This is a genomic window from Lysobacter sp. HA35, assembly GCF_054061195.1.
The window spans coordinates 791,599-803,515 of record NZ_JBSSDY010000001.1; the positions used below are offsets into that span (position 1 = coordinate 791,599).

9 protein-coding genes are annotated in these 11,917 nt (G+C 66.9%); 8 read left to right on the forward strand and 1 reads right to left on the reverse strand.

The window, feature by feature from the left end:
- Positions 1-9: 9 nt before the first annotated feature.
- The 6 genes from ACVWZN_RS04075 to mtnA all read left to right on the forward strand — a co-directional run bounded on the left by ACVWZN_RS04075 (position 10) and on the right by mtnA (position 7,302).
- Positions 10-936, forward strand: coding sequence for a poly(R)-hydroxyalkanoic acid synthase subunit PhaE (locus tag ACVWZN_RS04075; RefSeq protein WP_456952715.1), 927 nt, complete (start codon positions 10-12; stop codon positions 934-936).
- A complete protein-coding gene (locus ACVWZN_RS04080) occupies positions 936-2,030 on the forward strand; it encodes a class III poly(R)-hydroxyalkanoic acid synthase subunit PhaC (protein WP_456952716.1) in 1,095 nt (364 codons plus the stop codon). The genes ACVWZN_RS04075 and ACVWZN_RS04080 overlap by 1 nt, the downstream gene beginning before the upstream one ends.
- Positions 2,031-2,034: 4 nt before the next feature.
- The gene (ligA, locus tag ACVWZN_RS04085) at positions 2,035-4,386 is read left to right on the forward strand and encodes an NAD-dependent DNA ligase LigA (protein ID WP_456952717.1); all 2,352 of its coding nucleotides are present in this window, start codon (positions 2,035-2,037) and stop codon (positions 4,384-4,386) included.
- Positions 4,386-5,360, forward strand: a complete 975-nt coding sequence (gene epmA, locus ACVWZN_RS04090; RefSeq protein WP_456952718.1) for an EF-P lysine aminoacylase EpmA — start codon at positions 4,386-4,388, stop codon at positions 5,358-5,360. Before ligA ends, epmA begins: the two co-directional genes overlap by 1 nt.
- Before the next feature lie 97 nt (positions 5,361-5,457).
- Positions 5,458-6,201, forward strand: a complete 744-nt coding sequence (locus tag ACVWZN_RS04095) for a DUF3011 domain-containing protein (protein WP_456952719.1) — start codon at positions 5,458-5,460, stop codon at positions 6,199-6,201.
- 45 nt (positions 6,202-6,246) lie between these two features.
- On the forward strand, positions 6,247-7,302 hold the full coding sequence (mtnA, locus tag ACVWZN_RS04100) for an S-methyl-5-thioribose-1-phosphate isomerase (RefSeq protein ID WP_456952720.1): 1,056 nt from the start codon (positions 6,247-6,249) through the stop codon (positions 7,300-7,302).
- Between the two features lie 118 nt (positions 7,303-7,420).
- Here the strand turns inward: mtnA and ACVWZN_RS04105 are convergent, their stop codons facing one another.
- Positions 7,421-7,612, reverse strand: a complete 192-nt coding sequence (locus tag ACVWZN_RS04105; protein ID WP_456952721.1) for a hypothetical protein — start codon at positions 7,610-7,612, stop codon at positions 7,421-7,423.
- 73 nt (positions 7,613-7,685) lie between these two features.
- On the opposite strand from ACVWZN_RS04105, the gene gyrA reads away from it, so the two are divergent.
- Together gyrA and ACVWZN_RS04115 are read left to right on the forward strand one after the other, a co-directional pair.
- Complete coding sequence (gene gyrA / locus ACVWZN_RS04110; RefSeq protein WP_456952722.1) at positions 7,686-10,391, forward strand: DNA gyrase subunit A; 2,706 nt, start codon at positions 7,686-7,688, stop codon at positions 10,389-10,391.
- Between the two features lie 260 nt (positions 10,392-10,651).
- On the forward strand, positions 10,652-11,917 hold the full coding sequence (locus tag ACVWZN_RS04115) for an HD-GYP domain-containing protein (RefSeq protein ID WP_456952723.1): 1,266 nt from the start codon (positions 10,652-10,654) through the stop codon (positions 11,915-11,917).

The window sequence follows — 11,917 nt, forward strand, 5'->3', positions numbered from 1 at the left end:
GAGAACACCATGTCGACATCCCCGTTCGGAGCCGCCGGCTTCGGATTTCCCGCGTTCGATCCCGCCACGTTCGAGCGTCTCGGGCGTCAATGGCTTTCGGCTATGAGCCCGCAGCCCGCCGCGCCTGCGCCCGATCCGTTCGCATGGTGGAAGCCCGCGGCGCCGCAGCCAGCTCCGGGCTTCGACCCCACTGCGCTTGCGAGCCAGTGGATGACGCAGATGCAGCAGCTCGCCGCGCAGTTCGGCAGCAGCGGCGAAGCGCAGGCCGCCGACATCGCGCGCGCCTGGCGTTCGATGCTGGGCGACAACCCGTTCGCGCAGTCGGGTTTCGCCAGCGCGTTCATGCCGGCGGCGTTCTTCGGTGGTGCGCCTGGCGCCACGCGCGGACCGTTCGAGATGCCGGCGTTCGGCTTTACGCGTGAGTCGCAGGAACGCATGCAGGCGTTCGGCAAGGCGACTGCCGACTTCCAGCAGGCATCGCGCGCGTTCAACACGATCGTCGCCGAAGCCGGGCAGGACGCGTTCTCGCGTTTCGAATCGCTGCTCGCCAAGCGCGGTACCGACGGCAAGCCGGTCGAATCCGCACGCGCGCTGTTCGATCTCTGGATCGACGCCGCGGAAGACGCGTACGCCGACATCGCGCTGAGCGATCGCTTCAAGGCCGCGTTCGGCGAATACATCAACGCACAGATGCGCGTTCGCGCGGCGATGCAGCAGGAAGTCGAACTGGCCTGCGCGCAGTGGGGCATTCCCGGCCGTTCGGAAGTCGACGCCGCGCATCGCAAGGTCGCGCAACTCGAGCGCGAACTTCGCCGTCTTCGCGAAACGGTCGAAGCGATGTCGCAACCGGCATCCGATACACGCACCGCAGCGGCGCCCGAACCCGCCAAGCCCCGCGCCGCCAAGGCCGCGCCCCGCAAGACCGGTAAACGCTGATGGACAACCCGTTCGGATCGCCGATGAACATCGGCCTCGACGCGCTCGCGCGCGAAGCGCTGCAGACGCAGGCACGCCTGCGCAAGGGCATGGAAACGCTTGCGACGCTCGATCCCGTCGACATCGGCGCAAGTGAACGCGAGGAGGTCTGGCGCGACGGCAAGGTCGCGGTCTACCGCTTCCACCGCGACGGCGTTACGCCGACCGAAACCGTGCCGCTTCTGATCGCCTACGCGCTGGTCAACCGCCCGTACATGGTCGACCTGCAGAGCGACAAGTCCATCGTGCGCGGCCTGCTCGAGCGCGGGCAGGACGTCTACATCATCGACTGGGGCTATCCGGATCGTTCGGACCGTTACCAGACGATCGAGGACTACATCCAGCGCTACCTCGGCGGTGCGGTGGATTACCTGCGTCGTGCGCATGGCGTCGATGCGATCAACCTGCTCGGCATCTGCCAGGGCGGCGCATTCTCGCTGTGCTACGCCGCTCTGAATCCGCGCAAGGTGCGCAACCTCGTCACGATGGTGACGCCGGTCGACTTCCACACCGACGACAACATGCTCGCCGGCTGGGCGCGTTCGCTCGACATCGACCTGATGGTCGACACGCTGGGCAACGTGCCGGCGGACGTCATGAACTGGTGCTACCTCACGCTCAAGCCGTATCGGCTGCTCGTGCAGAAGTATGTTGGGCTGGTCGACATCCTCGAGGACAAGCGCGCGGTCGAGGATTTCCTGCGCATGGAAACGTGGATCTTCGATTCGCCGGATCTCATCGGCGAAGCGTTCCGCGAGTTCATGAAGCAGTTCTACCAGGAGAACGGGCTGGTCAACGGCACGGTTCGCGTTGGCGATCGAACCGTCGACCTGAAGGCGATCGACATGCCGGTGTTCAACATCTACGCCGAGCAGGATCACCTCGTGCCGCCGTCGGCATCGAAGCCTTTGCGTGGTCTCGTTGGCACGAAGGATTACAGCGAGCTCTCGTTCCGTGGCGGCCACATCGGCATCTACGTGTCGGGCCGAGCACAGCGCGACATTCCGCAGGGCATCCACGACTGGTTGTCGCAGCGATCGAAGGGCGCCCGCTGACCGCATGGCCAAATCTGCTGCACGCATCGACGAACTGCGCCGGCTGATCGCCGACGCGAACCATCGCTACTACGTGCTCGACGATCCGTCGGTGCCCGACGCTGAGTACGACCGCTGGATGCGCGAACTGCTCGCGCTGGAATCGGACAATCCCGACCTTGCGACGGACGATTCGCCGACACAACGCGTTGGTGCGGTGCCCGCTAGTGCGTTCGCGCAGGTGCGCCACGTCGTGCCGATGCTGTCGCTGTCGAATGCGTTCGCGGATGAGGAAGTCGCCGACTTCGTGCGCCGCATCGAGCAAACGCTCGAAGTGGATAATCCGGCGTTCTCGGTTGAACCCAAACTCGATGGTCTCGCGATCAGCCTTCGCTACGAACAGGGTCGACTGACGGTCGCGGCGACACGCGGCGACGGTGCAACCGGCGAAGACGTAACGCTCAACGTACGCACCATCCGCAGCGTGCCGCTCAGCTTGCGTGGCAGCGGCTGGCCGGACGTGCTCGAAGTGCGCGGCGAAGTGTTCATGCCGATCGCGGCATTCAACGTCTACAACGAGAAGGCGCTCGCGGAAGGGACGAAGCCGCTCGCGAATCCACGCAACGGCGCTGCAGGCTCACTTCGCCAGCTCGACCCGCGCATCACTGCGCAACGTCCGCTCGCGTTCTACGCGTATGCGATCGGCGCTGTGGAGGGCGGCACGTTGCCGGACACGCACTCGCAGGTGCTGGCGAAGCTGCGTGACTGGGGCTTTCCCGTCAGCGCCGAGAATGCGGTCGTACGCGGGGCGAATGGCCTGCTCGATTACTACCGCGGCATGGGCGAACGCCGCGCATCGCTGCCGTTCGACATCGATGGCGTCGTCTACAAGCTCGACGACTACGCCGGCCAGCGCGAGTTGGGTTTCGTATCGCGTGCGCCTCGATGGGCGATCGCGCACAAGTTTCCGGCGCAGGAACAGATGACCGTTCTGGAGTCGATCGAAATCCAGATCGGTCGCACCGGTGCCGCGACGCCCGTCGCTCGCCTGCGCCCGGTGCAGGTCGCCGGCGTCGTCGTGACCAGCGCCACGCTGCACAACGCCGACCAGGTCGCACGCCTCGATGTGCGTGTCGGTGACACCGTGATCGTGCGGCGCGCCGGCGATGTTATTCCCGAGATCGTGCGCGTCGTCGAATCGGAACGTCCACGCGGCGCCACCGCGTGGCAGATGCCGACGACGTGCCCCGTGTGCGGCTCGGAAATCGTGCGCGAGGAAGGACAGGCGGTCTGGCGTTGTTCCGGCGAACTCACCTGCGCGGCGCAGCGAAAGGAAGCCGTGCGTCACTTCGCCTCCCGCCGCGCCATGGACATCGAAGGTCTCGGCGATCGCTTCATCGAGGATCTCTGCGACCTCGGCTACGTGAAGCAGCTCGGCGATCTGTATGCGCTAACGCTCGACGACCTGCTCGCGATGAAGCGCGAGGTGGATGCGCGCGGTGCGGAGGCCGAAGACGTCGAACCCGCGACAAAATCGCGTGGCAAGGTCGCGACCAAATGGGCGGAGAACCTGCTCGTGTCCATCGACCGCAGCCGCAGCACGACTCTCGAACGCCTGCTGTTCGCACTCGGCATAGAACACGTCGGCGAAAGCACCGCGAAAGCACTTGCCGCATGGTTTGGCTCGCTCGAGGTCGTGCGCCGCCTGCCTTGGCCGCTGTTCAAGGCGCTGCCGGACATCGGCGGCGAGGTCGCACGGTCACTCGGCCATTTCCTCGATCAACCAGGCAACCAGCAGGTGATCGATACGCTGCTCGAGCGCGGCGTCGCGCCGACCGATGAGCATTCGCCATCGCCCAAGCTGCGCGAGCGACTTGATGTCGCGACGCTGCTGGTCGATCTGGAGATCCCGAAGGTCACGCGACTGCGCGGAGAACAGATTGCTGCTGCGACCAAGCCCGATGCCCTACCGACGGTCGAGGCGACGACACTCGTCGACGGCGGCGTGCCGGAAGCGGTCGCGGACGCGTTTGTCGCGTGGCGCGACATGGACGCGAACCGCGCACTTCTGGACGCAGCCGTCGCCGCGCAGGCTCGACTTCTCGACGCGCTACCCGCGGTCGCGGAAACGGCGGGACCGCTCGACGGCACCACGGTCGTGCTGACCGGCTCCCTGTCATCGATGACCCGCGAGCAGGCGGGCGAGAAACTCGAAGCGCTCGGCGCCAAGGTGTCCGGCAGCGTGTCGAAGAAGACGGCCTTTGTGGTCGCGGGCGAAAGCGCAGGTTCGAAGCTCGAGAAGGCGCAGCAGCTCGGTGTCGACGTGTGGGACGAAGCGAAGCTGATCGCGTTCCTCGCACAACACGGCGCCGCCTGATGGACGTCGCATGGCAGCCATCGGCGACGCCGGAGGCGCTGCGGCTGCGTGCATCGGTCAATCGCCGCATCCGCGAGTTCATGGCCGAGCGTGGCGTGCTCGAAGTCGAAACTCCGGTGATGTCGCGCGCCGGCAACACCGATCCGAACATCGCATCGTTCGCCGTCGAGTTCAGCGGTCGCACCGACGGCGCGCCTCGCACGCGATGGCTGCGTACGTCGCCGGAGTTTCCGCTCAAGCGCCTGCTCGCGGCGGACATTGGCGATTGCTACGAGCTCGGTCGCGTATTCCGCGACGGCGAGGCGGGTGGGCGGCACAATCCCGAATTCACGATGCTGGAGTGGTATCGCACGGGCATCGATCACGTGGCGCTTGCACGCGAAGTCGCGGATCTCGTCGAACGATGCCTGTCGCTGGTGGGGCGGAATGCCCGCGTCGACGAGACCACCTACGGCGCGCTGTTCCATGCGCACCTCGGCGTCGACGCGCATCGCGATGGCGTCGAAACCCTGCGTGCGGCGCTCGGCGACGTGCACGTCGATCCGAACGGCCTCACGCGCGACGACTGGCTCGACCTGCTGATGACGCACCGCATCCAGCCGACGTTCGCCGCCGACACCATCCACGTCGTGCATGACTATCCGGCGTCGCAATGCGCGCTCGCCCGAGTGCGCGAGGGTGATCCGCCGGTCGCCGAACGTTTCGAGGTCTACCTCGGCGCGCTCGAACTCGCGAACGGCTACCACGAGTTGGCAGACGCCACGGAACAGCGTCGCCGCTTCGACGCGGACATCGTGCGCCGCAACATGCACGGCGCCCCGAACGTGCCGCGCGACGACGCGCTGCTCGATGCGCTGGCGAATGGTTTGCCGGACAGCGCGGGTGTCGCACTCGGCGTCGATCGCCTGCTGATGGCGCTGCTGGGCGCGTCGCGTATCGCCGACGTGCTCGCGTTCGATTTCGCGCGCGCCTGACGGCACATAAATGAACGCCGGCCGGTCGCGATCTGGACGAGCACCGTTCACCTTGGCGCGCTACAGTCGGTATGCAACGAACTGCTGGAGACGAACGATGATGACGCGCGGAGCGATCGGTTTTGCGATCGCGGTCGGGGCATGCGTCGTCGCGCCGTGGCCAGCGCGCGCGTGGGGGCCGCCGCCCGACGGCCGCACCCTGCGTTGCGAATCTTCGGACGGCCACACGAAGGAATGTCCGGTCGATGCCAGCGGCGGCGCGCGTCTGCTGCGCCAGCTGTCGAAGACGCCGTGCATCGAGGAACAGACCTGGGGCCGCACGCGTCGCTCCATCTGGGTGACGCAGGGCTGCCGCGGCGAATTCCTCGCGGTTTCCGATGGTGACGGCCGCGGACCGATCGGCCCGATCAGTGGTGGCGAGCGACTGTTCCGCTGCGGCTCCGATAGTGGCCGCTGGACGCACTGCACGACGCGCACCGGTGCGCAGGTCGAGATCGTCCGCCAGCTCTCGCGCTCGCAGTGCATCCGCGGGCAGTCGTGGGGCATGGATCGCGAAGGCGTCTGGGTCAGCGGTGGTTGCCGTGCCGAGTTCCGCATCGTCGGCGGCTGGAACCGGCCTGAAGCGGTCGCGCCGTCGCGCGTGCGCTGCGAATCCGACAAGGGCCGCATCCACAGCTGCGCGATCGCGCCGCGTGCGAATGTGCGCTTGCTCAACCAGCTTTCGCACACCGCCTGCGTCGAAGGGCAGACCTGGGGCGTGGACGACCGCGGTCTCTGGGTCGACGGCGGTTGCCGCGCCGACTTCGAAGTCGGTGGCGGCGTACTCGCGAGTGGCCGCTGACGCACGACTGCGGGGCCGTCGCACCGCCGCGCTTAGAATGCGTGCATGGACCCCGCATTCGATTTCGACCGCTACGACCGCGTCCGTCCCATTCGCTGGACGGGCGACGCCCTCGAACTTCTCGACCAGCGCAAGCTTCCGTTCGCGGTCGAGTACGTGCGCTGCGACGACTACGCGGCAGTCGCGGACGCGATCACCAACCTGACGGTGCGCGGTGCGCCCGCGATCGGTATCGCGGCGGCTTGGGGCGCGGTGTTGGCGTCGCGCGATGTCGATGCGACTGATGGCGCGGACGCGATGCAGAAGCTCGATCCGGCATTCATGCGACTCAACGCATCGCGGCCGACTGCAGTGAATCTCGCATGGGCGCTCGCGCGCGTGCGGCGCGTCGTACAGACGGCGGGTGCCGATTGGCGCGACGTACTGCTTCGCGAAGCCGAAGCGATTGCGACCGAAGACCTCGCCGCGAACCGTCGCATGGGCGCGCTCGGTGCCGCGATGATCGCGCCGGGAAGCCAGGTGCTGACCCACTGCAATACGGGCTCGTTGGCGACCGCGGGCTTCGGCACCGCGCTCGGCGTGATCCGCGCCGGCGTCGCGCAGGGCCGCATCGACAAGGTGTACGCGGGCGAGACGCGGCCGTGGCTGCAGGGCGCGCGTCTTACCGTCTGGGAACTCGAGCAGGACGGCATCGTGCCGACCTTGATCGCTGACGCGGCGGCCGCGCACCTGATGCGCACCGGTGCCGTGCAGTGGGTCGTCGTCGGTGCGGACCGCATCTGCGCGAACGGCGACACCGCGAACAAGATCGGCACGTACCAGCTTGCGATCGCCGCGCGCCACCATGGCGTCAAGTTCATGGTCGCCGCACCGTCGTCGACCGTCGATCTCGACACGCCGAACGGCGACGCGATCCACATCGAGGAGCGCGAGGCCACGGAGCTGTTCTCGCTCGGCGGCGTACGCACGGCGGCCGAGCGCGTCGAGGCATGGAACCCGGTGTTCGACGTCACGCCTCACGACCTGATCGACGTGATCGTGACCGAGCGCGGCGTCATCGAGCGCCCGGACGAAGCCGCGATGCGGGTGGCGTTTCGGTAGCTGAGGACAGCGGTTCGGACGGGTAGATGTCCTAGCCGAACGCGCAACGGCGCGGTCGGTGAGGCTGCGTCGACACGGTGCGGTCGAGGCGGCGTCCCACCGATCCGTGTCACCAAGCTCAGCCGGTGTTGGGCCGTTCCGCTATCCGGTTCAGCGCCTCGAAACGGGCTTCCTGGTCGCAGCAGTTGCGACCCGTCTGAATCGCCCCGTGTTCCACGCGTAAGTACTTGTTTTGCGGCCGGAAATCGCGTGCTTCCGGCCGCCGCGCGTGATAGAATTTCACCACTTCCGGACGCGTATCCGAAGGCATGGCACGGCCGCTTGGAAAGCGCCCGCACGCCAGCCGCTTCGGCCGGCGCGTCCTCGCCCCAAACGGAATCCCGATGACGGAACTCGCCCGAGAAATCATCCCGGTCAATCTCGAAGACGAGATGCGCCGCAGCTACCTCGATTACGCGATGAGCGTGATCGTCGGCCGCGCTCTCCCGGACGTGCGCGACGGCCTGAAGCCGGTGCATCGCCGCGTGCTGTATGCGATGCACGAGCTCGGTGCGCATAGCAACCGGCCGTACTACAAGTCGGCCCGTATCGTCGGCGACGTCATCGGTAAGTACCACCCGCACGGCGATACCGCGGTGTACGACACGCTGGTGCGCATGGCGCAGCCGTTCTCGCTGCGCTACATGCTGGTGGACGGGCAGGGTAACTTCGGCTCGATCGACGGCGACTCCGCCGCAGCCATGCGTTACACCGAGGCGCGCATGTCGCGCATCGCGCACGAGCTGATGGCGGATATCGACAAGGAAACCGTCGATTTCCAGCCCAACTACGACGAGAAGGAACTCGAGCCCACCGTCATGCCGACGCGTGTGCCGAACCTGCTGGTCAACGGTTCCGCCGGCATCGCGGTCGGCATGGCGACGAACATCCCGCCGCATAACCTCAGCGAAGTCATCGACGCGACCATCGCGCTGATCGACAACGCCGACATCGACGTCGACGGCCTGATGGAGTACATCCCGGGCCCGGATTTCCCGACCGCCGGCATCATCAACGGCACCGCGGGCATCATCGCCGGCTATCGCACCGGCCGCGGCCGCGTGCGCATGCGCGCGAAAGCCGAGATCGAGACGATGGACAACGGCCGCGAGGCCATCATCGTCACCGAGATCCCGTACCAGGTGAACAAGGCGCGGCTGATCGAGAAGATCGCCGAGCTGGTGAAGGAAAAGCGCCTCGAAGGCATCAGCGAACTGCGCGACGAGTCCGACAAGGACGGCATGCGCATCTACATCGAGGTCAAGCGCGGCGAATCGGCCGACGTGGTGCTCAACAACCTCTATCAGCAGACGCAGATGGAGTCGGTGTTCGGCATCAACATGGTCGCGCTGGTCGACGGCCGCCCGAAGCTGCTGAACCTCAAGGAATTCCTCGACGCGTTCGTGCGCCACCGTCGCGAAGTGGTGACGCGCCGCACGATCTTCGACCTGCGCAAGGCCCGTGCGCGTGCGCACATCTTGGAAGGCCTGACGGTCGCGCTCGCGAACATCGACGAGATGATCGACCTGATCAAGACGTCGGCGAATCCGGTCGAAGCGCGCGAGCGCATGCTTGCCCGCACGTGGGAGCCGGGCCTGGTCAGCGCGCTGCTGGCGTCAGCGGGCGCCGATGCATCGCGTCCGGATGACCTGCCCAACGGCGTCGGCCTGCTCGACGAGAACGGCGCGCAGCGTTATCAGCTCACCGAGACGCAGGCGCAGCAGATCCTCGAGATGCGCCTGCATCGCCTCACCGGGCTTGAGCAGGAAAAGCTCACCGACGAATACCGCGCGCTTCTGGAGACGATCCGCGGGCTGATCGAGATTCTCGTGAATCCCGATCGCCTGCGCGAAGTGATCCGTACCGAGCTCCTCGACCTCAAGGCCGAGTTTGGCGATGCGCGCCGCAGTGAAATCCGTCCGAGCGAAGAGGATTTCGACATCCTCGACCTCATCGCGCCGGAAGACGTGGTGGTCACGCTGTCGCATTCGGGCTATGCCAAGCGTCAGCCGGTCGCCGCGTATCGCGCGCAGAAGCGCGGTGGTCGCGGTCGTAATGCGGCCAAGACCAAGGACGAGGATTTCATCGACCAGCTGTGGCTGGTGAACACGCACGACACGCTGCTGACGTTCACCAGCACCGGCCGCGTGTTCTGGCTGCCCGTGCACCAGTTGCCGGAAGCCGGTGCAACGTCGCGCGGCCGCCCGATCATCAACTGGATTCCGCTGGAAGCCGGCGAGCAGGTGCAGGCCGTTGTGCCGGTGCGTGAGTACACCGAGGGCAAGTTCGTGTTCTTCGCGACGCGCAACGGCACGGTCAAGAAGACGCCGCTTACCGAGTTCTCGTTCCGCCTGCAGCGCGGCAAGATCGCGATCTCGCTCGACGACGGGGACGCGCTGGTCAACGCCGAGCTCACCGACGGCACGCGCGACATCATGCTGTTCGCGAGCAACGGCAAGGCCGTGCGCTTCTCCGAGTCCGAGGTGCGCCCGATGGGTCGTACGGCGACCGGCGTACGCGGCATGCGCTTGGCGGAAGGCGAGGAGGGCAGCGACGGTGCGCGCGTCGTCAGCCTGATCGTGGTCGACGGCGATGGCGATGTACTGACCGCCAGCGAACACGGCTACGGCAAGCGCACGCCGCTCGAGGAATACCCGTGCAAGGGTCGCGGCATCCAGGGCGTGATCGCGCTGAAGACCACGGACCGCAACGGCGAGCTCGTCGGCGCGATCCAACTCAGCGACCACCACGAGGTGCTTCTGATCTCCGACCGCGGCACGCTGGTGCGCACGCGCGCGTCGGAGATCTCGCAGGTCAGCCGCAATACGCAGGGCGTCACGCTGATCAAGCTCGGCTCGGAAGAGTCGCTGCAGGCGATCGAGCGCGTCGACGTGTCGCTTGAGGAAGAGGACGAGATGCTGACCGGCGCGGTCGTGCCGACGGAGGAGGGCGCCGATCCGACGATCGACCGCCACGTCCTGAACGTCGCCGGCCATGACCCGGACGCGATCGAGCCCGACGCCTCGGCGGACGACGAACCCGCGGTCTGATCGCCGATTCGCGCCGCGAAACGCCGACCTCCGGGTCGGCGTTTTCGTTTGTGCCGCCGGTCGGCACGCGGACGCGCGATGAATCTTTCAGCGCTTTGGAAGCGCGACGGGGGTCAAGCTTGGGCCGTGGCGGCCGTTAGGCCTTCGAGAGGCTCCCAGCGATCGCGAATGCACCACCTGACCGTCCCCTGCCGCCGTGTCCTGTCCGACGTCGCGACGTGCGTCGTTGGCGACGCGTGTCCTGCCCGAGGCCCGGCGCGATGAGTGGCGCAACGGCGACGACGGATTTTCGCCAGGAACTGCGCATCACCACGGCAGGCCTCGAGCGCGGCATGTTCGTCAGCGAACTCGATCGCCCGTGGCTCGGCAGCGGCTTCGCCTTCGAAGGCCTGCTGGTCGAGACCGAGGACGAGCTGCGCCGCGTCAGGGCCATGTGCAAAGAAGTGCGCGTCGACATCGCGCGCGGCAAGGCGCCGTCGCCGCAGTTCGTCATCTTCGATGGCGACTCGCCGGCCGCAACCCTCGATGCGATGCCGCCGCCTGCAGCGAAAGGCCCGATGCGCTCAATCCTGTCGCGCGTGTTCGGGGCCGAAACCGCCGCCGCCGAGAAGGCGCATGAAACGCTTGAAGCCGGCGTGCGCGACGTCATCGACGGCCTGCGCAGCGGCGGCAAGCTCGACGCCGACAAGCTGCGTGAAGGCGTCGACACCATGCTCGACTCGATCACCCGCAACCCGACCGCGTTGCCGTGGGTGATGGAGATGCGCCGCAAGGGCGACTACGTCTACCAGCACGGCATCGCCTGTTCGATCTGGGCGGCGGCGTTTGGCCGCCACCTCGGACTGGAGCGCGACGACCTGCGCGATCTCGCACTCGGCGCATTGCTGTGCGACGTCGGCAAGGTGCGCTTGCCCGATTCGCTGCTTACGAAGACCGAGGCGATCGACGACGACGACCTGCAGCGCCTGCGCGGACATGTCCGCGAAAGCCGCAGCATCATGGAGGAGACGCCGGGCCTGTCGCCCATCGTCCACCAGATCGTCGAAAACCATCACGAGCGACACGACGGCTCGGGTTATCCGCGCGGCCTTCAGGGCGCGTCCATTCCGATGTTCGCGCGCATCGCCGGCATGGTCGACAGCTACGACGCGATGGTCAGCCAGCGCCCGTACGCGCGTGCGCGTTCGCCGCACGAAGCGGTGATGGAGCTGTACGAAACGCGCGACCGCCTGTTCCAGTCCGAACTCGTCGAACAGTTCATCCGCACCTGCGGCGTGTATCCGACCGGCACCCTGATCGAGCTATCGGACGGTTCGGTCGGCGTCGTCATGTCGGTCAACACGCTCAAGCGCCTGCGCCCATCGGTGATGCTGATCCTTGCGCCCGACAAGCAACCGCTCGCGGAATTCCGTCTTATCGACCTCGCCGAAGTAGCGACCGACGCTGACGGCGCGCCCTTGAACGTGCGCGGCGGACTGCCGGCTGGCGCCCACGGCATCGACCGCGCTGCGCTGTTCCTGGACTGA

Excerpts from the sequence above, each read along its gene's own strand:
- ACVWZN_RS04075 (WP_456952715.1), top strand. The coding sequence starts at position 10 with ATGTCGACATCCCCGTTCGGAGCCGCCGGCTTCGGATTTCCCGCGTTC.
- ACVWZN_RS04095 (WP_456952719.1), top strand. The coding sequence starts at position 5,458 with ATGATGACGCGCGGAGCGATCGGTTTTGCGATCGCGGTCGGGGCATGC.
- gyrA (WP_456952722.1), top strand. The coding sequence starts at position 7,686 with ATGACGGAACTCGCCCGAGAAATCATCCCGGTCAATCTCGAAGACGAG.
- ACVWZN_RS04115 (WP_456952723.1), top strand. The coding sequence starts at position 10,652 with ATGAGTGGCGCAACGGCGACGACGGATTTTCGCCAGGAACTGCGCATC.
- ligA (WP_456952717.1), top strand. The coding sequence starts at position 2,035 with ATGGCCAAATCTGCTGCACGCATCGACGAACTGCGCCGGCTGATCGCC.
- epmA (WP_456952718.1), top strand. The coding sequence starts at position 4,386 with ATGGACGTCGCATGGCAGCCATCGGCGACGCCGGAGGCGCTGCGGCTG.
- ACVWZN_RS04080 (WP_456952716.1), top strand. The coding sequence starts at position 936 with ATGGACAACCCGTTCGGATCGCCGATGAACATCGGCCTCGACGCGCTC.
- mtnA (WP_456952720.1), top strand. The coding sequence starts at position 6,247 with ATGGACCCCGCATTCGATTTCGACCGCTACGACCGCGTCCGTCCCATT.
- ACVWZN_RS04105 (WP_456952721.1), bottom strand. The coding sequence starts at position 7,612 with ATGCCTTCGGATACGCGTCCGGAAGTGGTGAAATTCTATCACGCGCGG.